The sequence below is a fragment of the Microbulbifer aggregans genome, from assembly GCF_001750105.1.
Classification (GTDB): Bacteria; Pseudomonadota; Gammaproteobacteria; order Pseudomonadales; family Cellvibrionaceae; genus Microbulbifer; species Microbulbifer aggregans.
In genome coordinates, this window is the sequence record NZ_CP014143.1 from 2,446,553 (window position 1) to 2,470,172 (window position 23,620).

Genomic DNA, 23,620 nt, shown 5'->3' on the forward strand with positions numbered 1-23,620 from the left:
ACCACTATGGATCGCGAAGACTGGAAGGGCCTGCCCCTGGGGCAGGAGACGCAGTATGAATCCCGCTATAACCCGGGCCTGTTGCATCCCATAGAGCGGGCCATTTCCCGGGCCCACCTGGGGCTCTCGGGCGGCGAGCTGCCGTTTTCTGGATTGGATGAATGGTGGGGCTTCGAGCTCTCCTGGCTGAATCCCAGGGGGGTGCCACAGGTTGCCGTGGGCAGGTTCAGCTTCCCCCATGACTCAGTGGCGATGATCGAATCCAAGTCCTTCAAGCTGTACCTGAATTCATTCAACCAGAGCGAATTCGCCAGCTGGGAGGAGGTGCGCGATACCCTCAAGAGAGATCTGAGTACTGCCTCCGGCGGAGAGGTGACGGTTGAGCTCTTGGGGGTGGAAGACGCCGCGCTGTCAGTGGTCAAGCCTGAGGGGTTTTGCCTTGACCAGCTGGATATCGAGACGCGTCGCTACCAGCCGGACGCGGCACTGCTCAGGCTCGATGCTGGACGCGGCGCCGTGAGCGAAGTCCTTTACAGCCATCTGCTGCGCAGCAACTGCCCGGTTACCGGCCAGCCGGACTGGGCTACCGTATGCATCGATTATCGCGGCCCGGCCCTGGATCGGGAGGCGCTGCTGGCCTATATCATTTCCTTCCGTGAGCACCAGGATTTCCACGAGCACTGTGTCGAGCGGATCTTCTGTGACCTGCAACAGCTGTCCGGGTTTGATGAGCTCACCGTCTGCGCCCGCTATACCCGTCGTGGCGGCCTCGATATCAACCCGTTGCGCAGCACGCTTGCGGGTAAGGGGCTTCCTCCCCGTTTCGCCCGCCAGTAGCGGGTTGCCAGAGCGGCCGGGGCGCACTCGTTCGAGGTGCGTTCCTGTGGTCCCGAGCAGGGGCCAGTATTGCAGTCAGTTTTCCAACTCACCTCGCGCCGTCGCGTAGACCAGCTAGTCTTGCAGTGACAAATTTGCTTGGACTTGCGAGGTATGGGCGATGAGTGATGCAGGAGCTTCAGGGAAAACTATGACACTCCTCGGAGTGCTGACGATCATTCTGGGCGTACTGGCGCTGCTGGCGCCGAGTCTGACCGGGTTTTCCATCGCGCTGCTGATCGGTGTGCTGGTGCTGATCGGTGGTGTCTTCCGTCTGATCTGGGCGTTTCGTGCCGGCAGTTTTGGTAAGGGCTTATTGGGCGTTGCCCTGGGGCTGCTCACGATTCTGGCGGGCATTATCCTATTGGCAAACCCCGTGCTGCTGTCCGGGATGCTGACCATCTTTCTGGCCGTTTACTTCATTGTTGATGGCATTGCGGAACTGGCGGCCGGACTGGGCGCAGCCGGCGCAGGGGGCAGGGGATGGCTGATTTTCGGCGGCATCGTCTCCATCCTGCTCGGCATCATGCTCTGGGCCCAGTTCCCGTTCTCTGGCGTCTGGGCGCTGGGCATCTTGTTTGGTATCAAGCTTTTCTTTGTCGGCATGATCATGATTGCCGGTGGTCGCGCGCTGAAGGCGTAGTCAAATCGGGATGCTTGTTCGAGGGCTCCTCAGGCTCTGTTTCTCCTTCGTGCTGGGAGTGCTGTTGGTGCTGGCGGTGGGTGCTTCAATCTATGTGGCCCGCCTGCCGGAACTGCAACTCTGGCATACGGCGATACTGGATGAGGAATTTACCGCGGATGCCGGTATCGATTCTTTCGGAGAGTACCTCGCCCTCGAGGAGCGCCTCTTTGCCCAGCTAGACCGGGAGATCTATCAGCGCACCGCTGTCGCAACGCCGGACACCATCAACCGCTTTCAGCGCGGCAGCCTTGCTGACCCGGAGCGCTGGTCCCCCAACTGGAACCGCAGTTTCCTGTTGGAGGCCACTGCGCCGCGCGCCAACGTATTGTTGCTGCATGGATTGACCGATGCCCCATATAGCCTCAGACGCCTGGGAGAAACGCTGCATGGTGCGGGCGCGACGGTGCTGGGACTCCGGATACCCGGGCACGGCACGGCCCCGTCCGGGTTGGTTTCGGTCCGCTGGCAGGATATGGCCGCCGCCGTCCACCTTGCGATTCAAGACCTTGCCAGCCGAAGCGATGGGCGACCGCTTTACCTGGTGGGCTATTCAAATGGCGCTGCACTAGCGGTGCATTACGCACTGGAGGCTTTAGAGAACCCGGAGTTACCCGGGGTCGACAAGCTGGTGCTGATCTCCCCTGAAATCGGCGTTGCACCCATGGCCGCCTTGGCAATTTGGCAGGCCCGGCTCGGTGACCTGCTCGGAATTGAAAAGCTCCAATGGAACAGCATCGCACCACTGGAGTATGAGCCGTTCAAGTACGGCGCCTTTGCGGTCAATGGCGGTGTTGTCACCCATGAAATAACCACCGAAATTCGGCGTAGGTTGCTTACGTTGGCTAATCGGGATGGGCTGGGCGCGATGCCACCGACGCTCTCGTTTTCTTCGGTGATTGATGCCACCGTATTGGCCCCGGCGTTGGTCAGCAATTTTTATAACCTGCTTCCGCCCGGGGATCATGAGCTGGTGCTGTTCGATGTTAACCGCATGGCAGCGGTGGAGCATTTGCTGCAGTGGAAGCCAGACCGGATCATCGCAGCCGTGCGCCAGGTACCGCAGAGGCAATACACGCTGACCGTGGTGTCCAACTCGCCTGAGAACTCACCAGCCGTCGCCGCCCACCAATGGGCTCCGGATCAGACGGAGCCCTCCGTGGAACCTCTGGGACTCGAGTGGCCAGACAACATCTACTCACTGTCCCATGTCGCCCTGCCTTTTGCGCCGGACGACAGCATCTATGGGGGTAGAGCGGAGGGGCACGGTCCGGGGATACAGCTGGGAAGGCTGGCGATGCGGGGGGAGCGGGGCGCGTTGGTAATCAGCCCCTCAGCGCAATTGCGGTTGCGCTGGAACCCCTTTTATTCGTGGATGGAGGATCGGGCAGTACAGTTCATGGAGCTGGACTGATGTGGTGGTCGCTGGTTGGCCGTCGGCGGCTCAGATAATGACTTTTTTCTTGAGCGTATCTGTGGCTTTTTCCAGAGAGCGCAGCACCTTTTCCCGGTCGTAATTGCGGATCTTGTCCAGATCCATGTGCATGGAGAAACCGGGAGCATGTTCTTCCAGGTAACTCTGCTGGCCTCCCAGGTTTTTACGCAGGTCGGTGACCTGGTAGACCTTCACCGGCGTGCTGAAGCCTTTCACGTTTACCAGGCCGCGGTCGCGGCACATGACCGAGTGCTTGATCAGCGCCCAGGTCTCATGGCTGATCAGAATCTCGCCGGGTTGCGCCGCGCCTTCGAGGCGCGCCGCCAGGTTCACGTGGGTGCCCATTACCGTGTAGGACTGATGGTTCGCGGTGCCGAAAATACCCACGGTGCAGTAGCCAGTGTTGATGCCCATGCGCACCTGCAGCGGGCGAGAAATGCCCTTGTTGTACCACTCCTGCTTCATCTCGGTGACGCGCTTGCGCATGGCCAGCGCCATGGCGACACAGCGGAGGGCATCGGACTTCGGTCCCTTGCTCTCGTCGTCCCCGAAGACCACCATCACCGCGTCGCCGATGAACTTGTCGATGGTGCCACCATACTGACCAGCGATTCGGGCCATTTCTGACAGGTAGCCATTCAGCAGCTCGGTGAATGTCTCCGCCTCCAGCTCTTCCGTCAGCTGGCTGAAATCCTTGATGTCCGAGAAGAACACGGTCAGCAGCTTGCGCTCGGTGACCAGTTCACTCTCCTTGCCGTTGGTGACGGCGCGCCACAACCGCTGGGGCAGGTACTTGGAGAGCTTGTAAGTGCGCATCTTGCTGACATGCTGATCCGCGGACAGGGACTGGTTTTCCTGCTTCAGGGCCGCGATCTGCTTGTGGGTATAAAACGCATAGGCGCAGAAATAGGTGAAGACGCCGATCAGGCTCGCCGCACTGATGGTCAGGTCTGCATTGACCACCATGGCTGGCTTGTGGATCAGGTAGCCGGTTCCGACTCCGAGTAGCAAGCCGGTGTTGTGTTCAAACCAGCGTCGGCCACCACCCGCGGTAAGGGCGTTGAACTGCACCATGGTGACAAACAGCAGGGCCGGCAGCAGACTGAAATTGGTCAGGGCGATAGCGATACCGATCAGGACGGCATCGGTGAATGAGAGCCAGCGCTGTACTGCGCCTGCGTTGCCCGTCGAAGCTCGACTGGAGATGCGGTAGGCGAGGCCGATATAAATGAGCAGAACGGCTGCCATGCCCAGTGTAAGCGCTTTGTCCAAATCCCACGGGGCGGACCAGTTCACAGCATTTACAAGGGTGCCCGCCGCGGCAAAACAGATCAAACCGCGAAAATAGAAGGGGTAGCGGGAATCAATGTTCCGCCCGGGTGCTTCCTTTGGCCGGTCCTGCATTGGGTTGTCTTTATCCGATGTGTGCAGATAGCGCTCGATGGCTGGCGCTATCGAGGGGGACATGCCCCGGATTTATTCTTGTGCTCCCGCGTAATGCGGTGCCTGAAGTTTACTCCGGGCGGAATGATAATGCGACAGGGGAGTCGTCTTTGGTCAAAAACGGACAGATCGGTGAGGCTGTCGCCACCATGCAGTAGAATGCGCCTCCTTGATGAAAGCGAATTCAGTAGGGGAGAGACTGATGGAAGCCTTGGAGGCTCTTCATAACCGCGTATCCGTGGGCAAGCTGACTGATCCGGCTCCGACCGAGGCTCAGCGCCAGAATATCTTCCGCGCCGCCTTACGTGCCGCCGACCATGCCGCCCTCCGTCCCTGGCGCTTCCTGCAGGTGGAAGGGGAGGAGCGCCGCAAGCTGGGCGAGCTGTTCCTCCGTGCCGCCGAGGCGGAGAATAACGGCCCCCTGCCGGAGGCCAAGCAGGAGAAGACCCTGGCTATGCCGCTGCGGGCCCCCTTGATCCTGGTCGCCATCACTCGCCTGCAGGAGCACCCCAAGGTTCCCTATATCGAGCAGCATCTTTCTACTGGTGGTGCTGTCCAGGCCATGCTGACTGCCGCCTTTGCCGAAGGGGTAGGGGCCTACTGGCGCACCGGCCCGCTTGCCTACAATCCGGTAGTGGCTGAGGGCCTGGGACTGGCCGAAAATGAGCGTGTCGACGGCTTCATCTACCTGGGCACGCCCGCCAAACCACCCCGCCAGGCCCCGGTACTGGCTACCGATGACTTTTTTTCACATTGGAAAGCCCCTTAAGGGTTGCACCCGGGGCCTGCATTCTGTAAAGTGCGCCCTCGCTGAACGGGACGTATGTTCCTGATTAGCAAGACAATTTTCGGTGAGGTGTCCGAGTGGTCGAAGGAGCACGCCTGGAAAGTGTGTATGTCGCAAGGCATCGAGGGTTCGAATCCCTCCCTCACCGCCACTAAATGAAAAAGCCCGGCTATACGCCGGGCTTTTTCGTTTAGCGGTTCTGCGGGCGGGTGAGAACCCTCGCGGTTCGACCAACTCGCACAGCGAGTTGGGACCGAGGCGTAGCCGAGCCCGCGGGGTCAAAACACGTTTCAGCGTGTTTTGAGTCCATCCCTCCCGTATTTTCACTCCGAACTTGATCAGTCCTCACGCCGGGCTTTTTCGTTTAGCGGTTTTGAGGGGGATTAGGATGAGAACTCCCGTTCGAGCCGGAGGCAGCAACGCTGCCGGAGACCAGCGAGCGCAGCGAAGCTAATCCCTGCCCGCAAATTGCTTCATGCGTGACGACCTACAGCCCGGCTATACGCCGGGCTTTTTCGTTTAGTGGTGCTGCGGGCGGGTGAGAACCCTCGCGGTTCGACCAACTCGCGCAGCGAGTTGGGACCGAGGCAATGCCGAGCCCGCAGGGTCAAAACACGCTTTAGCGTGTTTTGAGTCCATCCCTCCCTCACACCACTTTCAAGTAGTCTCTAGTTTTAAAGACCTAGGCGAATCAAGGGTGACAATGTTGCCCCATCAACGGTCCCTTCTCGGGGCCGGTTTTGTTTCTGGTCCACTGGTGTATCTGCCTCTATGACTCCACCGTCAGTGGCAAGGGGAGTCGACTTTACCTAAGTGAATTAGCGACCTCTTTGAGTAATGCTACGTATTCATCGTGCTGCTTGCTTCCGAACTTGATTTCGCACGTTGGCATCAAATAGGTGAATTCGGCACCGGAAAACTCTCGTTCCAATTCCGCCATCGCCGTATCAACAGGCTTTTCGTAAATCACGCACAGCCAGTCCTCGCCGTCGACGCTTATAGTCACATGTGCTTGGTCAGCGTGATCTCCTGCACCAACTTCAAATCCGTATTTTTTATTGTTCTCTCGTTCCTGGCGGGCCTGCTCAAAGCGGGATGGTCCCTCGTAGGAGGTTGATGGGGCCTCAAAATATTCGTTGTCATCATCGTCCTCCCGGTAAAGTGCATGGTCAGGATTGTTGTAGTCTGCCTTCCTGTAATGCTTCCACGTCGGATTGAAGTGTTTACTACGGTCGTCGTTTGATCGATTCCCCATCATGCCCTCCTTGGCTGCTCGCCGCATAAGTGTACTAGACACACAGTAGACTACGGTTTGAATACAAGTGAGCCGGCTTTCCGGGGAAAAATAGTTGCAAGCTGGATAACGTTATAGAGAGGCATTCATCGCCAGCCTATACGCTTGGACAACCTTAGGGGTGTGCTGGAAGTTATCGAACAGAGTCGATGCCTAGCTGTACGATCCAGGTGGTAGGCCTACTGTCCCGGCTCAAGGCGATGCGCTCAAGAGATCACCTCATTGATATCGACATCAAGATCACCGCTGCGCTCCATCACTTCATTGATCTCACTGGCAGCGGCCTGGGCCATGCGGTGCACCCTTGCCAAGACTACCAAGCACGCTCAATTGTTTCGCTTTAGAGATAATTGAGTGCTCTGCAGTTAAGCCCTTATTTTGGTCAATTGCGAACCGTATAGCGCAACTGCGTCGAGACAGAGCTATCCCCTCCGAAGGTAAAGCCCGAATGGGTAATCGCGCCAGCCTCCCCGTATGCGAACCTTAATATCTGGCACGTGAATCTACGCAAGGAAACTGAATATGGCTAGCAAGGAGAGAAACTTGGGGTAGACTACCAACGGGTTTTGCCACGCAGGTTCCTTCAAGCTTCTCCCCCCGGTTCATGGTGAGACCCTGTACCATATGCCTCCCCCTCAAATATAGGCCCAAGGTAGCTTATCGTGAGATATGTTATCGACCCGGTATCGGTGAATCTCAGAGGAACAGAATCTTTGGTTAAATGGCTGCTCAGCATCGGCTTTGCTCTATTTAGCCACTTTTCAATCTCTCAGCCAGATTTTGTTCCCGCTGTGATTCAAGATGAGGTTACCACTTTAAAAAACCTCCCCTTTCCTGATCATCCAGAAGATTTCATTGCGGCGGTCAGGTGCTCAGTGCTAACAAGCAGCGATAGGCTCACCCCAGTACGGCTGAGCCCAATGCAGTGTACTAGTGGAAATAAAACAGTTCCGAACATTGAGGAAACTGTTTTAAAACACATCAAGTCCAAGCTCTCTATATCTCCCGCATATCTCAACGGGGAGAAAATTCGCGTTTTACTCAAATTTACTGTCACATTTGAAAAATCTAACGGGAAAAAACATATATCCATTGTTCAGAATTATGCAATCGACTCGCTGCCAGCAACAGAATATTTAGGCCCCCAAAGAATAGCCCCACCTCGAAAAGGATTTGAGAGAGAGCGCGGGTCATGCAGGACTTGCCCAAGTGACATCCCTATTTTGGCCCTCTCTAGAGTAAATTCTCTTGGCCAAGTGACAGGAGTGGACATTCTCACTGAAGGATTAAGCACCCCTTGTCTTGATGGCATCACCAAGTGGGCCAAATTTCAAAGATATATACCTGCTCTGCACCAGGGTAAGTATGTCGACTCCATAACTGCAGATGTCTTTAGAAAAAAACTCTACGCATCATACTACTACAGCTGTCACTGAAGTTACGTTAGTGAGTGCCACCCCCAAGTAGGTAGGCCTTAGATGGCAGAGTGGGACAGCCCTTGGTGTAGTCTCATGGCCGCAATTTTGGAGACCTCGAAGAGGGCAGCAGACCTACTCGCGGAGCTTCCGTCTAGCTTCATGTATGCCACGACACGCTCACGGCTCTCCGGGTCTGTCCGGTTGCCTCGCTTCTGGTTGGCAGCAAGACGGCGCTTGGCTTCCTGCTCCTGCTGCAGGGCAAGAGCCATTAGCTCACAGTGCCTTTCTGGCTCACGGATGAGCTGGTGTGTTGCATCGATGACAGACTGACCACGGAGCTGTGTGAGCTTGGTCGTGTCATTCTCCATCGCTGCTGGGTCACCGTAGACAACAGTGATCGCGATGAGGGATGCCTTTTGGTAGGTAAGGTAGGTATTCATTGATTCATATCTCCTGAGAGACAGCCACAGGCAATCCCGCGCAGTGAAGCGACGACCTGTGGTGTCTTGGTGTTTAAGTCTTGGAGGTGTTAATGGGCAGCAGGACGCTGCTCAAAGTCGATACAGAAGGGAGCTAGTCGATGGCCGCGCTGGGGGACTTCCAGCGTTCACAGCCGCCATAGCGCTTGGTCGGGTAGCCCAGTCGGCCCCAGACCGCCACAGCCACGGCAGAACTCTCGGAAGTGTCTGGCTTGTGGTCTCTCGTCGCATACCAGGCATGGGTGCCTGACAGGGCAGAAGCAGCCTCAAGTTGGTCTCCGGGTTGTGTTGCTTCGTGTTCACAGATTGATGATTCTCCATGCACAGACAAGTCCCAGTAGCTACTGGGAGCCACCGGTAGCGGTGTCATGGTAGTTACTAGGTCATGGGGTGCCCGTCATTAAGGACGGGGCTGCCCCCGGGAAGGGGCATACCCGGCATAGTTTTTGCGCAAGTGCTCAGACATGCTGGAGGACGCGCGCATAGACAGGATGGCAACTAGCTTATCGTACCACCAGTTGACCCGGCAGTTCCGGCCTCCTAACCTGTCGGATACAGAGAGATAAGACCTTTCAGATGTATTCGGAGGTACATCTAAGAACAAGAATGGAATCACGCTCAATGCACAAGACCAAACTCGTTGTTACCACAATGCTACTCAGCGCTTGCGCATCCATGCTTCCGGAAGAGCAACAAAGCAAGCTCAATCAATGGAAGGGGGCTCACGTTAACGAACTAACCTCCTCTTACGGTCCACCGCATAAGCGCAGGACACTTCGGGACGGCAGCTGTATTTACACTTACAGTTACAACTATCCCGGTAAGACCCCCCTCACTGCCCAAGAGTTCGGTTATTTTTATTCATATAAATGCGAAGTTAGATTTACCCTCAACTCAGAGGGCCATGTCGTGTCAGCGGCCCTACCGTTTGGCAGTTGCAAAAAGTACGTAATTGAGCGCCCAGCAGTGTCAGCAGATACATCAGCTGCCCGCTGATTCGTGCCTTCTCCGTTACTTTATTGCTTCACCTGCTGAGAGCCACCCGTAGCGCTGTCATGGAGGTTAATAAGTCATGGGGTATCCGCCATGTGCGTAACCCAAAGAAGGGGCACCCGCTGCAGGGCGACTCCATAGCCAAGATGGCAACGGGCTTATGTCGCAATTTATTGACCAAGGGGGTTTTGGCCTCCTAACCTCTCGGCTACAGAATATAAGACCTGCTAGAGGTAGTCAGTGCTGTATGTAAGGACAACAAGGAGTCTCTACCTATGCACAAGGCCATCCCAGCATGCTGTTTAGCTCTCCTCAGCGCCTGTGCCGCGATTGGCATAGAAGACCAACAGGGCGCGGTCGATAAATGGAAGGGGGCTCATGTCACTACCCTAGTCTCATCTTATGGTCCTCCGCACATGGCGAGGGCGCTTCCGGATGGTAGCTATATCTTCACTTACAGACACTCGCGAGGTGTGTCTGCCCCTGCCGGTGCTGCTGGTACTACTTTTTATTCATACGATTGTGAAGTTGAATTTACCCTCAGCCCCAAGGGCCATGTCATCTCAGCAGCCCTCCCGTTAGGCAGTTGTAAAAAATACGTGCTTGATCGTCCAGCTTCTTCTCAGACATCAGTTTCCCGCTGATTCAAGCCACACTCCCTACGTTATTGCTTCACATTCTAGACATATACTGCTTCACGCAAGCAAGTTTCCGCAATCAAGAAGACTCATAACCGATTGATTTTAAATCTCTTTGTGTGTTGTCAAAAACGAGAGCCCCGTTCGAGCCGGAGGCAGCAACGCTGCCGGAGACCAGCGAGCGCAGCGAAGCTAATCCATCCCTCCCGTATTCTCACTCGGACTTAAATCGTTGCTAGCGCAGCAGAGACACAAGACGACTACTGGTCATGCCGTAGCTTGTGGTAGCGGGAGAGCGCGGTTCCGTCAGATCTGACAGTTGATCACTTGCCCAAGCTGACTTTGTTGTGTATTTTTCGATCTCAGTCTCAGGGACGACCCTGGGGCGATGATTAATCAGCGGGGACGGCCCCTCACCTTAAGTGGAGCCGTTATGAACTGGTTAATTCTTATCTTCGCTGGTTTGCTGGAAGTGGTCTGGGCAGTAGGGCTCAAGTTCACCGAGGGCTTTACCAGGCCAATCCCCTCTCTTGTAACTGTGGCCGCTATGGCTGCTAGCTTGTACCTTCTCAGTATCGCGATGCGCTCGTTACCCCTGGGGACCGCCTATGCAATTTGGGTTGGCATAGGCATGGTGGGTGCGGTTGTCGTTGGCGTTGTGATGTTTCACGAGTCGTTATCAGTGATCAGGGTGGTCAGCCTGCTTTTTCTCGTCATCGGTATCATGGGCCTAAAATTTTCAAGCGGCGCATAGTGAGTCAAGGTTGGTAAGGCGCAGAGGTACAGGTCAAACTATTGCCCTGGGCTTCTGCGCCAAAAAAGATGCGGTTTCATATCCTGGCTGTCATAGGGACTGCGCATATCCTCTACTTGGGGTTAAGCCGGTCCGGCGCAGAGGCTAGCTAGGTATCTCCGCGCCAGGACATTCCACCAGAACTTCAACAGCAAGACGCCCTTATTGAACCCCAAGGGCGGCCTTCTTCATTCCCTCCTCCAGCTTCTTGATATCCTCCGGCGACAATTGCGGGCGATCGATCTTGATCGTCAGTTTGTTGAACTCCGCCGTCAGCGGGAAGGGTGGCAGATAGTCGGAATCATCGATGCCGGTGATCGTGTCGGAGCCGATGTCGAAGCTCTCGTCCCACTGCAGGATGATCGGGATGGTTTTCTCCATCCGTTTCTGGGCCACCACTTTGCCGTCCACTTTTAGCGTGCCGGTACCGCCCTTGCCGACACCGGCGAAGCTGTTGAACTTGATGGTACCCAGACCGAGGCCGTCGTATTTGAAGTCGAACTCGATGGTGTGCTTGCCGGGTGTCAGTGCCTGCGGGGCCTCCCATTTCACCCATTCGAGGTTCAACAGGTTCCAGTTGAATACCGGCTTGCCGTCCAGCAGATAGAAGCCCCAGCCCGCAAAACGGCCACCGGAGGTGGCAATCATGCCCTCGGCGCCTCCCTTTGGCACAGTGATCTCCGCTGTCAGTGTGTAGGAAGTGTTGAGCAGGAAGGGCGCATCACCCTGGGGAACACCGGTCATCGGTCTTGTATACACCAGCTCGGTACGGCCTGCAGTCAGGCTTGGACGCGCGGCGGCGACCCTCGCTGCCACTGACGCGTTGAGTGGGAAGACCTGATATTTCTTGGCCTCGTCGACAAACATCTTGCGCATTTCCTTGACCTTGTCCGGATGCTGCGCGGCGATGTCTTCAGACTGGTTCCAGCTTTTGCTCAGGTCGTAGAGCTGGAACACCTGATTGTTCAATGGGTCCGCGTTTGCGGCCTCGAACGCTTGCCAGGGTGCGCGATTGACCTTGGTGCTCAGCAGCCATCCGTCATGATAGAGCGCCCACTGGCCCATCATTTCGAAGTACTGGGTCTTGTGCCGTGACGGGGCCTTGGCGTTCTTCGCGTCGAAGGTATAGGCGAAGCTGGTGCCCTCGATGGGTTTCTGCTTGATGCCGTCAACATACTCGGGCGCCGGGATGCCGGTGACTTCGAGCAGCGTCGGGGTGACATCAATGACGTGCATAAACTGTTCGCGCAGGCCACCTTTGGCTTTAATCCCTTTCGGCCACGAGACAACCATGTTCTGGTTGACGCCCCCGAGCCGAGAGGCGTTTTGCTTGAACCAGTCAAACGGGGTGTCGAAAGCCCAGGACCAGCCCGCAGACATATGGTTGTAGGCAAACTCGGTGCCCCAGGCCTCGTAGTATTTCATCTGCACATCGACCGGTGGCAGGACACTGTTAAAGAACGCGACTTCGTTGAAGGTGCCATCCGGTCCACCTTCGGCACTGGTACCGTTGTCGCCGTTGATATAGATGATCAGCGTATTATCGAGCTTGCCGAGGTCCTCAAAGGCCTGGATCACCCGGCCGATCTCGTGGTCGTTGTAGGCCACGTAAGCAGCGAACACCTCGACCTGACGGATGAACAGCTTCTTCTCTTTGTCCGAGAGCTCATCCCAGGGTTTGAGTACTTCCTTAGGCCATGGAGTTAGCTTCAGGTCTTTGGGAATGACACCGAGCTTCTTCTGGTTTTCGAAGATGCGCTCACGCAGCTTTTCATAGCCATCGTCGAACAGGTGCATCGCCTGAATTTTCTCCACCCACTCCTTTTTCGGGTGGTGGGGTGCGTGCGACGCACCGGGTACGTAATGCACGAAGATCGGCTGGTCCGGGTCGGTCTGGTGGATCCGGGAAACCCAGTCGATGGCATCGTCCGCCATTGCCGTAATCAGGTTCCAGGTGGGTTCTTTGCCGGTGACCGGCCAGATTTCTGCATTTGGATTCGAGCGGTCCAGCTTGAGGGAACCTTCGTGTCCCTTCCAGGGGTAAATCTGTGTCGTGTTACGGAACAGGTTCGGCCCCCACTGGTTGGCATCGCCGCCGACAAAGCCGTAGAAATAGTCAAACCCCAGGCCGGTGGGCCATTGGTTGAAGGGCCCGACCTGGCTGGCCTGATAGGTCGGTGTGTTGTGATTCTTGCCGAACCAGCTGGTTGCGTAGCCGTTGTCGCGCAGGATGCGACCGATGGTCGCGTTGTCCGCGCCGATGATGCTGTCGTAGCCGGGGAAGCCGGTGGCCTGCTCGGCGATTACTCCGAAGCCGACCGAGTGGTGGTTGCGGCCGGTGATCAGTGCGGCGCGGGTCGGCGAGCAGAGGGCGGTGGACATGATCCGGTTATAGCGCAGCCCGTTCTCGGCGATCTGGTCCATGGTCGGTGTCGGGATGACACCACCAAAGGTGCTGGGGACGCCGAAGCCGGCATCGTCGGTCATGATTAGCAGGATATTGGGCGCGCCTTTTGGCGGTACCACCCGGGACGGCCACCAGGGGGTGGACTGCAGTGCACCTTCCTTGATCACGCCGCCGAACTTCGGTGGCGGCGGGGGGAGTTGTTTGCCACTGATGGTGGTCGTGGCGCCGGGAGAACCGGGTTTGCCCGTGGTCTCTTCCGCAACCACTGCAGAGGTGAAAACGAGGAGAAAAGCGCTGAGCAGTGCTGCGCTTTTTCTGCGTAAAACTCGACGAAACATGCCTGTCACCTGACTAACGGGAATTCCGAGAATTCCGGGAATTTCTTCAGTATTGGTGACTGACATCTCCGCCGCTATAGTCACTGGAGGTATTCGGTGACGACGCTTGGATCTTGTCAGTGGGATGACCGCTTTCGCCTGCGTTTAATCGCAGGCGTTGTGTCGAAATTCAACCAGCGGCATTCATGCGCCATCTCACCATTGCGGATGAAAGCTCCCGGCTTGATCTAGGTCAGTAAAAAGCCATTTATACGACAGTGAATACCGTGATGAACTTAACCACCGGCTCGTTTGCAGTATGCTGGCTGTATCGGATATTGAAGCGAGATCAGGCGCTGCCGGGAGCTTCCTATGGGACAGGAAATAGCCAGTACAGAATTCAGCGACGCGGATGAAAAGGAATTTCGGCGAAGGCTCCGGGAGGAGACCAATATTCTCAACCGCTGGTTCCAGCAGGAGCGGTTTGAGGTTCCGGAGAGCCCCATGTGTGGGCTCGAGCTCGAGGGCTGGCTCACCGACAGCGATTTTGTGCCAGCGCCGGAGAGCGAGATCTTTCTGGCAGAGGTCAACAATGAGCTGGTCGTGCCGGAGATCTCACGCTTCAATTTCGAGCTTAACAGTGTTCCCATGCCGATCCAGAAAACGGTGTTCAGTGACCTGAACCGGAGCTTGTCCACGCTCTGGAAGACCTGCACCAGGCAGGCCGAGTCCATGGGATTGCGCGCCATTGCGATCGGATCTTTGCCTACTATCCGCGCCAATATGCTCACACTGGAACATATCTATCCGAGTAAACGCTACTTCGCTCTGAACGACCGGGTGATGAAGCTGCGCCGCAATCAGCCGACCGTGCTGTCTCTGGAAGGCAAGGAGGTATTGCGGGTATCCCACCCGGACATCATGCTCGAGGCGGCGGCGACTTCGGTGCAGGTGCACCTGCAGGTGGCACTTGCCGAGGGCAAGCGTTTCTTCAATGCGTCCACCATTGCCTCGCCGTTCATGGCGGCAGTTGCGGCCAATTCTCCTTTCCTTTATGGCAAGGCACTCTGGAGCGAGACCCGTATTCCGATCTTCGAGCAGGCGGTCAATCTTGGCAGTTTCCGCAACCTGGATGGCTCCGTGGCGAAGCGGGTTTCCCTCGGCAATGGCTATGTGCGGGAATCGCTATTGGAGCTGTTTCTGGAAAACCTGGATGGCTATCCGGTACTGCTACCAGACAACTACAACCGCACGCCGGAGGAACTCAGCCACCTGCGTCTGCACAATGGCACTATCTGGCGCTGGAACCGGCCGCTGATTGGCATTGGCAGTGACGGCACGCCGCATCTGCGCATCGAGCACCGCGTACCTTCGTCCGGGCCTTCCATGCCCGATGTGATTGCCAATACGGCGTTTTTCCTCGGGCTGGCCACCCACCTTGCGCGCATGCCGGAGCCTCCGGAAGACCGGCTGTCATTTGCTGCGGTTAAAAGGAACTTCTTTCAGGCTTGCAAGTACGGTCTGAATGCCGAGATTGAATGGATCGATGGCAAGCTCTGGAATCTACAGCGTTTGGTGCTGGATGAATTGGTTGGCCCGGCAGAAGAGGCGCTGGAGTCCCTGGGCGTCGACCGGGACGATATCTACAAGTACCTCACCAGGATCATCCGCCCACGGGTGCTGACCGGGCAGAACGGTTCCAACTGGCAGCGTGCCTATATCAATACCCATGGCGCCAACTTCCAGCGCTTGCTGGAAGAGTATTACCAGTACCAGAAACAGGATATTCCGGTGCATGAGTGGAAAAGTGAAGCTTAATTTCCTCGAGGTTCTACCTGATTCTTTTTTCGATATCGAACATCCCAGCAGGCTGCACGAAGTTTTCGATGGGCCCACCCTGATCTCTCTGGAGGGGGATGCCCCGGAACCGCTGATGATCAGCACACTGTTGCATGGCAATGAGACCACCGGATTCTTCGCCCTGCAGCGGTTGCTGAAAAACTATCGGGCGAGGCTGCCCCGTTCCTTACTGATTTTCTTTGGCAATCTGGAAGCAGCGGCGCAGGGTGTCAGGCACCTGCCAGGACAGCCGGATTTCAATCGGATCTGGGGTGGGGGAGAAAGCCCGGAGGCGCGGATGGCGAGAGAAGTGCTCGGTTATGCGCGCCGCAAACGGGTGATCGCCAATGTCGATATCCACAACACCACAGGCAGAAATCCGTATTACGCCTGCGTGAACCGGACCTCAGAGGATTTCCTGCGCCTGTCCTCCGGCTTTACCGATATCGTGATCTACTTCACCGAGCCGCACGAGGTGAACTCGAATGCCTTCGCGAAGATTTGCCCCTCCGTCACTCTGGAATGCGGGTTGCCCGGGGAGGCGGAAGGGATTGCGCATCTTTACCAGTATCTGGACAAACTGCTGGTCAGTGTCGGCAGCGAGGGCAGGGCAGCGGATGACTGCCGTATTTATCACACTGTGGCGCGCCTGAAGGTACCCTACTATTGCGAATTCGATTTTGAGTTTGACGAGAACACCGACAAGGACTTCTCGTTTATGCGCTCGTTTGATCACTTCAATTTTCAGCGCATCGCCAAGGGCACCGTTATTGCACACAGGCGGGCCAATGGACCTCACCTAGCGGTATTGGACAACTGTGACAGGCTGGTAACCGAGCAGTATTTTGGCTTCCAGGACGGCAGGGTGATTGCCCTGCAGGATCTGATTCCGTCCATGTTCACCACGGTGAAAGATGTGGCCCGGGAGGATTCCCTCGGTTATCTGATGGAGCCCTATGTCGGCGAATAGGTAGGAGTTTTGTTGCTGCACTGCGCGTTAATACGCGCTGCTCTCTCAGCGGCCGGAACCCTGTGTCGGGCTCCGGCCACCTCTCAGCTGTCAGGTATTGGCAGAGGCCTGGCCGGTTGCGGGTACCTCATCTCGCTTCAGGAACCCTTTGATCCGTGCCGCGCCCGCACTCATGTCCAGGCCGATTCCGTATAGCGCCGGCACCAGCAGCAGCGTGACAAAGAAGGCCACGAATACCCCGAATGCCAGTGCCACGACGATGGGCTGCAGGAAAGCGGCCTGAATACTGCGCTCCATCATCATCGGCATCAGACCAACGATGGTGGTGACGGTAGTCAGCAGGATGGGGCGGAAGCGCGCCACACCGGCTTCTACGATCGCTTTCATCGGGGCCATGCCCTGGTCCCGCAGACGGTTGCTGTGGTCCATCAACACCAGGTTGTCGTTGACCACCACCCCGGCTGCCGCGGCGATACCGAAGTAACTGAAGATGGCCATGGTCATGCCGGTGACGGCGTGGCCGAAGATGGCGCCGACGAAGGCAAAGGGAATGGCAATCAGGATCAGGATCGGCTGGAAGTAACTGCGGAAAGCCACCGCCAACAGGCTGTACATGGCGAAGAAGGCCATGATGTACAGTCCGAGAACTTCCTGAATGAAGCGCTTCTCGCCCTCGGCCTGACCCACGGCGCCGCGGATGATACCGGGGTAGCGTTTCTCCCACTCGGGGAAGAAGTTCTCGTTCAGGTCCTTCATGATCTCGCCGCGGACATCATCCTTCAGGTCCGCCATCACCCGCGCAGCACGGTTGCCGTTCCAGCGCTGGATACGCTTGATGCCCGGTGCGTACTCCAGATCTGCGACTGCCAGCAGGGGCACTTCACGGCCGTCCGCAGTGCGCACGCGGAAATCCTTCAGGCTCTCGATGGAGCGGCGGGATTCCAGCGGGTAGCGCACCATTACCTTCACGTCCTGGCCGGCGCGGGGCAGGCGCTGGACCTCTTCACCGAAGTACGCCTGGCGCACCTGGCGATTCACGTCTGCCAGAGTCAGGCCCAGTTTTGCCGCACCGGGCTTGAGGTCGATGCGGATTTCCTCCGAAGCGCCTTCCAGGTTGTTGCGTACGTCGTATAGGCTCTCGTAGGTACGCAGCTGGGTTTCCAGGTCGGCGGTCGCAGCACGCAGAACATCGAGATCCGGGTGGCGAATGGACAGCTCGAAACCGGGTCCGTTATTACCCATCGAATACTGTACCGAGACTTCTTTCGCATCCGGAATATCGCCCAGCAGTTCCCGCAGGCGCAGGGCCGCGTCTTTGGCGGACATGTCGCGCACTTCCGGCGGGGCCAGCTTGACGATGGCCAGTACGCTGTCGCGTCGTGAGCGGGTGTACCAGTTCTCGATCAGTACGCCTTCACCGCCGGTGCGCTCGTTGACCTCATGCTCGAGGCGCTTTTCCGCAGCCTGCAACTGTGCCAGCACTTCCAGGGCGCGGCTGTAGGGCGCACCCTCCGGCATGACGACATTGACGATCACCTCATCGGATTCGATATCGGGCATAAAGCTTTTTTTCACCCAGCCACTGCCGAACATGCCAAAGCCGATCATCAGTGCCGCGAGAAAAATGCTCAGTGTCAGATAGCGGCGATTGACCGCCCACTGGCCGATGCCGCGGTAATGGGTTTGTGCAAAATGCACGATGCGGTCGGCGATGCCTTTCTGGATGCGTCCGAAGCGGCCCAGGTTGGTGCGCGGCTTCAGCTTGCGCAGGTGAGCCGGCAGGATGAACAGGGATTCAATCAGGGAGAACACCAGTGCCAGGATCACCACCCAGGTAATGTGGCGGGTGAACTCGCTGGTGGAGCCGCTGATAAAGATCCACGGCAGGAACGCGAGGATGGTGGTGATGACCGCAAAGATCACCGGCTTGGCCACCAGCTGCGTGCCCAGTACCGCAGCCTTCAGACCGCCGCCCTCATGCTGGAATTCCGGATTGTGGGACTGGGTATGGATACTCTCGCCCACGACAATGGCATCGTCCACCACGATCCCCAGTACCAGCAGGAAGGCGAAGGTGGACAGCATATTCAGGGATACACCGACACTCGGCAGCAACACAAAGGCGCCGGCATAGGCGGTCGCGATACCGATCGCTACCCAGAAGGCGACGATCGGACGCAGGCTGAATACCAGTACCAGCAGCACCAGCAGCAGACCCTGGAAGGCGGAGCTACCGATGGTATCCAGGCGGCCTTTGAAGTCCTCGGCGTTATCGGTCCAGAGGGTGAGCTTGGCACCGGTAGGGAGTGTCTCCTCGCGCTCACCGATCCATTTGCGAATGGACTGGGAGGCGGTGAGGATGTCCATGGTTTCGGTGCTCATCACCTGCAGCAGTACCGCCGGTTCGCCATTCAGGGTGGCGAGGATTTCGTTGTCCTCGAAGCCGTCCACCACGGTGGCCACATCGCCGACGCGGATGGTGCCACCGTCTGCCGTCTGGCGCACGATGATATTGGCGAACTCCTGCTCGCTGTCCGCCTGGTTGCGAACCTTCAGCTGGTAAGTACCAACCTCAGTGCGTACGGTGCCGGCGGACTGGTTGAGGGAGCTGGCGCGAATGGCATCGGCCACTTCCTGGAAGGTAATGCCATAGCGGCGCAGGGCCTGCTCGCTGATCTCGATGGAAACTTCTTCCATGCGAGTGCCGAACAGATTGACCACTGAAACAGCCGGCAGGGTAGCGGCCTCACGCCGCAGTTGTTCCGCCAGTCGTTTCAGTTCGCGCTCGCTCAGGTCGCCGTGCACCGCCACGCGGATAAATTCCTGGCGGTTCACCCACTGCTGTACCTGCGGTGGCTCGATGTCGCGGGGGAACGAGGAGATGCCGTCTACACGGATCTTGATGTCGTTCATGAAGCGGGCGAAATCCACATTGGATTCCGCGAGGATGTAGACCTCACCGAATCCCTCGGAAGACGTTGAGCGCACCCACTCGATATTGTCCAGGTCGCTGACGGCTTCTTCGATGCGGGCGACGATCTGTTCTTCCACTTCCTGCGGTGCGGCACCTGGCCATGAGACGCGGATTTCCAGGCCGGGGAAGCGGACCTGCGGATCCATTTCCCGTTCCATCATGCCGAAGCCGAGAATACCGGCAACGAAAATTCCCACCATGGCCAGATTGGCGGCGACGCTATTGCGTGCCCACCATTCAATCAATTTATTCATATGGGGACTCCCTTACTTCTGGGCCAGCTGGGTGATGGGCTGCACTTCCATTCCATCGACAGGATTGGCGATGGTGGAGGTCACCACGCGCTCGCCATCGCTGACACCGGAGGCGACTACCACCCGGTGCTCGGAGGTGGACAACACCTCGACGGTACGAATATCCAGGCGATCTTCCTCATTGATCACGTACACCTTGTCCGCGTTACGCAGCGCGTTGCGGGGCAGTACCAGCGCACGGTGTTCCTGCACACCCTCTGCCTGGGCGGTGACGAAGAGTCCTACCGCCAGGGGAACGCCGTCGCTGGCGCCTTTGCCATAGGGATCCTGCACTTCGGCTACCGCGTAAATCAGGCGGGTCTGCTGGTCCACCGCCGCCTGGGTGCGCACGATGCGCCCCTGCCAATCGCGCAGCTCGCGACCAACCTGGGCTGACAGAGTGACGGTGGGACCGGGGTTTTCAGCTGTGGAAACAAACCCCATGGGCAGATCCAGTTCCTGCAACTGGGAGTCGGTGAGCGGCAGGCGTACTTCCACCCGGTCGGTGGCGAACACGCGACCCAGAGGGGTATTGGCGGTGACATACTGACCCACACCCACATCGCGTCCGATAACACGTCCGCGGAAGGGCAGCTTGATCTGGGTTCGGGCCAGGTCGAGTTTGGCATCGGCGAGCTCGGCTCTGGCGGAGCGCAGGCGGGCTTCAGCCTCATCCACCTGAGGCTGGTTGACCTGTAAGGGGGTGGGTTGTTTGTTGGGATTGATGGACAGCCACTGCTTGCGCTTTACGTCGGCGGCGGCTTTCGCCTGCAGCAGCAGAACTTCGGCCTGGGCCACACCGGCTTCAGCCTGGGCCAGGGCCAGGCGATAGTCGGCGTCGTCCAGCTGGATCAGTGTCTCGCCTGCCTCGAACCCGGCACCCTCGGCAAAGCTTTCGGAGATCGAGACGATACGGCCGGCGACCTGCGGAGTAAGGTCGATCTCAGTGTGCGGGCGAACCTCCCCCTGGGTGGTCACGGCAAGATGCACTGAGTCCTCGCGGGCTTCGGCGTAAAGCAGCGAAACCCGGCGCTGTTCTTCTTCTTTTTTCTCGGGAGCGGGCTTGGCAGCGCTCATGAATTGTACAGTCGCGAAGCCCAGCGCCAGCACCATGACGGGTGCTGCAGCTTTCAAGTATTTGTTCTTCATTGCTCTCATCTTGCCTGAGTTGAGAAGTTCACCAATGTCCTATTGGCGCGAGGTTGGATCGATAAGATCACGTTGTGCTCAAGGTTGGCTATCGTCCGACGCCGGAGTGAGCAGGATCGGCGATGGATGCCTTTTTTGCCGTTCGCTCTATTGACGAGACGGGGGAGGGGTTTGGATGCGGCTGGCTGAAATTTTGTTGAATGACCTTCCCGAACTCCCATCGGGAGGGGATTCCGCGCCACAGAAGCAGCGTCTTGAAAGGGCTCAGTGAAGCATTAAATTGCGAAGATTCCCGGTTTCTCCCCCAGCGCTTTGACGGTGGCTTGTAGCTCCAGGTAGGGGCGTATAGTTGATACGTCAGTACAAAGGATTGCTCTCCGCTATCAAGCCGATAATTACGTCTAATTTAAACCTCATTGCGTGACCCTATAGGATCTAGTCGTCCGATTGATGAGATCAACACTATAAGGAACGCACTCCATGTTTAAGAAAGCCCTCCCTCTGGCTGTGGCTCTGGCGACGGCCATCTCGGTCAACGTCAATGCTGAGTCCCAGTCCGGTGTGGCCATGTCCAACCAGGACTGGTGGCCAAACAAGCTCGACCTCGCACCACTCCGTCTGCACGCAGAGAAATCCAATCCGATGGATGAGGATTTCGACTATGCGGAAGCCTTCAGCAAGCTGGACCTCGATGTGGTCAAGAAAGACATCGAGACGGTGCTGACCACTTCCCAGGACTGGTGGCCCGCAGACTACGGTCACTACGGCCCCTTCTTTATTCGTATGGCGTGGCACAGCGCCGGTACCTACCGTGTCTATGACGGTCGCGGCGGCGCCGGTGGCGGCCAGCAGCGTTTCGAGCCGCTGAACAGCTGGCCGGACAACGTCAACCTGGACAAGGCACGGCGCCTGCTGTGGCCGGTGAAGCAGAAGTACGGCAACAGCATTTCCTGGGCCGACCTGATGGTACTGGCCGGTAATGTTTCCCTCGAGTCCATGGGCTTCGAGACTTTCGGTTTTGCCGGTGGTCGTGAGGACGACTGGGAAGCCGACGTTGTCTACTGGGGTTCAGAGCGCGAATGGCTGGGCAACGACAAGCGCTTCAAGGGCGACAAGCTGGAGAAGCCGCTGGCGGCCGATCGCATGGGCCTGATCTACGTCAACCCGGAAGGCCCCAATGGCAACCCGGATCCGAAAGCGGCTGCCGTCCGTATCCGTGAGACCTTCGGCCGCATGGCCATGAATGATGAAGAGACCGTTGCGCTGATTGCCGGTGGTCACACCTTCGGTAAGGCCCACGGTGCACACAAAGGCGACTGCCTGGAAGAGGCCCCCGGCGGTGCGGGCATGGAAGAGCAGGGCTTTGGCTGGAAGAACAAGTGTGGCAAGGGCAATGCGGAAGACACCGTGACCAGTGGCCTGGAAGGCGCCTGGTCCGCCAACCCGATTGCCTGGAGTACCCAGTTCCTGGACAACCTGTTCGGCTTCGAGTGGGTGAAGACCAAGAGCCCGGCCGGCGCTACCCAGTGGGAGCCGGAGAACGCCGCGCAGGTGAAGTTTGTGCCGGACGCACACGTGAAGAACAAGCGCCACGCGCCGATGATGTTCACCACCGACCTGTCGCTGCGCTTCGACCCGGAATACCGCAAGATCTCCGAGCGCTTCCAGAAGAATCCGGAAGAGTTCCAGCAGGCCTTCGCCAAAGCCTGGTTCAAGCTGACTCACCGCGACCTGGGCCCGCGTGCCCGCTACCTGGGTGACGAGGTGCCGGAAGAGGTGCTGGTGTGGCAGGACCCGATCCCTGCGGTGGATTACAAGCTGATCAATGATCGCGACATCAAGGCGCTCAAGGCGCAGGTGCTCGACAGCGGCCTGACCATTCCGGAGCTGGTGCGTACAGCCTGGGCTTCTGCCTCATCCTACCGCGGTACCGATATGCGTGGTGGTGCCAATGGTGCCCGCATTCGCCTGGCACCGCAGAACGAGTGGGCAGTGAATGATCCGCAGGAGCTGGACAAGGTCCTGGATCGCCTGGAAGGCATTCAGAAGGACTTCAACCGCAAGGCGCGCGGTGGCAAGCAGGTATCCCTGGCCGACCTGATCGTCCTCGGTGGTGCGGCCGCAATCGAGCAGGCAGCCAAAGAGGCCGGTCACGATGTCCAGGTACCGTTCAAGCCGGGCCGGAATGATGCCACTCAGGCGCAGACCGATGTCCAGTCTTTCAGCTTTATGGAGCGCAAGGCTGACGGTTTCCGCAACTACTACAGCAGTGAGGCGCACTACACACCGGTAGACATGCTGGTTGACCGCGCCAACCTGCTGACGCTCAGCGTGCCGGAAATGACGGTGCTGGTCGGTGGTATGCGCGCCCTGGGTGCCAACCACGATGACGCAAAACACGGTGTGTTTACCGATCGCCCGGGCACCCTGAGCAATGACTTCTTCGTGAACCTGCTGGATATGTCCACCAAGTGGAGCAAGTCTCCGGAGGAAAATGGTCTCTACATTGGCGTTGATCGTGAGACGGGCAAGGAGAAGTGGACCGCCACCCCGGTGGACCTGATCTTCGGTTCCAACTCCGAGCTGCGTGCCGTGGCCGAGGTCTATGCCCTGAATGGCAATGAGAAGAAGTTTGTCGAGGACTTCGTCGAGGCCTGGAGCAAGGTCATGACCCTGGATCGGTTTGACCTGAAGCAATCCTGATGCAGTGAAATAGCTACGCTGCATTTCTGATGCAGTCGGCATGAAAGGGGCGGCCTGTAGGTCGCCCCTTTTTCGTTCCCCGGCACAATGAGGCTTAGCGCTACGTCTAGAATTATTGCGCAAATCCTTG

Annotated in this window: 16 protein-coding genes and 1 tRNA gene; 10 read left to right on the forward strand and 7 right to left on the reverse strand. The window is 57.7% G+C overall.

Features of this window, described 5'->3' with window-relative positions; all coding sequences use genetic code 11:
- Positions 1–6: 6 nt before the first annotated feature.
- The 3 genes from queF to AUP74_RS10635 all read left to right on the forward strand — a co-directional run bounded on the left by queF (position 7) and on the right by AUP74_RS10635 (position 2,972).
- Complete coding sequence (gene queF, locus AUP74_RS10625; RefSeq protein WP_069947548.1) at positions 7–837, forward strand: NADPH-dependent 7-cyano-7-deazaguanine reductase QueF; 831 nt, start codon at positions 7–9, stop codon at positions 835–837.
- A gap of 190 nt (positions 838–1,027) precedes the next feature.
- Positions 1,028–1,519 (forward strand): HdeD family acid-resistance protein, encoded by a 492-nt coding sequence (locus tag AUP74_RS10630; RefSeq protein WP_158514563.1) that lies wholly within the window; start codon positions 1,028–1,030, stop codon positions 1,517–1,519.
- 10 nt (positions 1,520–1,529) lie between these two features.
- Positions 1,530–2,972: an alpha/beta hydrolase gene (locus AUP74_RS10635; protein ID WP_069947550.1), complete on the forward strand. Its 1,443-nt coding sequence runs from the start codon at positions 1,530–1,532 to the stop codon at positions 2,970–2,972.
- 30 nt (positions 2,973–3,002) lie between these two features.
- Here the strand turns inward: AUP74_RS10635 and AUP74_RS10640 are convergent, their stop codons facing one another.
- A complete protein-coding gene (locus AUP74_RS10640; protein ID WP_335625475.1) occupies positions 3,003–4,460 on the reverse strand; it encodes an adenylate/guanylate cyclase domain-containing protein in 1,458 nt (485 codons plus the stop codon).
- Positions 4,461–4,638: 178 nt separating this feature from the next.
- Here AUP74_RS10640 and AUP74_RS10645 point away from each other — a divergent pair, with 178 nt between their 5' ends.
- Together AUP74_RS10645 and AUP74_RS10650 are read left to right on the forward strand one after the other, a co-directional pair.
- Positions 4,639–5,205, forward strand: a complete 567-nt coding sequence (locus tag AUP74_RS10645) for a nitroreductase family protein (protein ID WP_069947551.1) — start codon at positions 4,639–4,641, stop codon at positions 5,203–5,205.
- 81 nt (positions 5,206–5,286) lie between these two features.
- Positions 5,287–5,374: transfer RNA gene (locus AUP74_RS10650), tRNA-Ser, on the forward strand.
- Between the two features lie 654 nt (positions 5,375–6,028).
- Here AUP74_RS10650 and AUP74_RS10655 read toward each other — a convergent pair.
- The gene (locus AUP74_RS10655) at positions 6,029–6,481 is read right to left on the reverse strand and encodes a hypothetical protein (protein ID WP_145924376.1); all 453 of its coding nucleotides are present in this window, start codon (positions 6,479–6,481) and stop codon (positions 6,029–6,031) included.
- Positions 6,482–7,179: 698 nt separating this feature from the next.
- Here AUP74_RS10655 and AUP74_RS17220 point away from each other — a divergent pair.
- Positions 7,180–7,953 carry a hypothetical protein gene (locus AUP74_RS17220; RefSeq protein ID WP_145924377.1) on the forward strand — a complete coding sequence of 258 codons (774 nt, stop codon included), beginning with the start codon at positions 7,180–7,182 and terminating at the stop codon, positions 7,951–7,953.
- Positions 7,954–7,991: 38 nt separating this feature from the next.
- On the opposite strand, the gene AUP74_RS10660 is transcribed toward AUP74_RS17220, so the two are convergent.
- Positions 7,992–8,375, reverse strand: a complete 384-nt coding sequence (locus AUP74_RS10660; RefSeq protein ID WP_069947553.1) for a hypothetical protein — start codon at positions 8,373–8,375, stop codon at positions 7,992–7,994.
- 133 nt (positions 8,376–8,508) lie between these two features.
- Positions 8,509–8,784: a hypothetical protein gene (locus AUP74_RS17225; protein WP_145924378.1), complete on the reverse strand. Its 276-nt coding sequence runs from the start codon at positions 8,782–8,784 to the stop codon at positions 8,509–8,511.
- Positions 8,785–10,478: 1,694 nt separating this feature from the next.
- Here AUP74_RS17225 and sugE point away from each other — a divergent pair.
- Positions 10,479–10,799, forward strand: coding sequence for a quaternary ammonium compound efflux SMR transporter SugE (gene sugE / locus AUP74_RS10665; protein WP_069947554.1), 321 nt, complete (start codon positions 10,479–10,481; stop codon positions 10,797–10,799).
- Positions 10,800–11,000: 201 nt separating this feature from the next.
- Here sugE and AUP74_RS10670 read toward each other — a convergent pair whose 3' ends face one another.
- Complete coding sequence (locus tag AUP74_RS10670) at positions 11,001–13,583, reverse strand: arylsulfatase (RefSeq protein WP_069947555.1); 2,583 nt, start codon at positions 13,581–13,583, stop codon at positions 11,001–11,003.
- A 351-nt stretch (positions 13,584–13,934) separates the two neighbouring features.
- Between AUP74_RS10670 and AUP74_RS10675 the strand changes: the two genes are divergently transcribed.
- Both AUP74_RS10675 and AUP74_RS10680 read left to right on the forward strand, forming a co-directional pair.
- Positions 13,935–15,380 (forward strand): glutamate-cysteine ligase family protein, encoded by a 1,446-nt coding sequence (locus AUP74_RS10675; protein WP_069947556.1) that lies wholly within the window; start codon positions 13,935–13,937, stop codon positions 15,378–15,380.
- A complete protein-coding gene (locus AUP74_RS10680) occupies positions 15,358–16,371 on the forward strand; it encodes a M14 family metallopeptidase (protein WP_069947557.1) in 1,014 nt (337 codons plus the stop codon). The genes AUP74_RS10675 and AUP74_RS10680 overlap by 23 nt, the downstream gene beginning before the upstream one ends.
- Positions 16,372–16,461: 90 nt before the next feature.
- Here AUP74_RS10680 and AUP74_RS10685 read toward each other — a convergent pair whose 3' ends face one another.
- Together AUP74_RS10685 and AUP74_RS10690 are read right to left on the reverse strand one after the other, a co-directional pair.
- Complete coding sequence (locus AUP74_RS10685) at positions 16,462–19,599, reverse strand: efflux RND transporter permease subunit (protein WP_069947558.1); 3,138 nt, start codon at positions 19,597–19,599, stop codon at positions 16,462–16,464.
- Between the two features lie 12 nt (positions 19,600–19,611).
- A complete protein-coding gene (locus AUP74_RS10690; protein WP_069947559.1) occupies positions 19,612–20,787 on the reverse strand; it encodes an efflux RND transporter periplasmic adaptor subunit in 1,176 nt (391 codons plus the stop codon).
- 480 nt (positions 20,788–21,267) lie between these two features.
- Between AUP74_RS10690 and katG the strand changes: the two genes are divergently transcribed.
- Positions 21,268–23,490 (forward strand): catalase/peroxidase HPI, encoded by a 2,223-nt coding sequence (gene katG / locus AUP74_RS10695; protein ID WP_069947560.1) that lies wholly within the window; start codon positions 21,268–21,270, stop codon positions 23,488–23,490.
- The last annotated feature ends 130 nt before the right edge of the window (positions 23,491–23,620 follow it).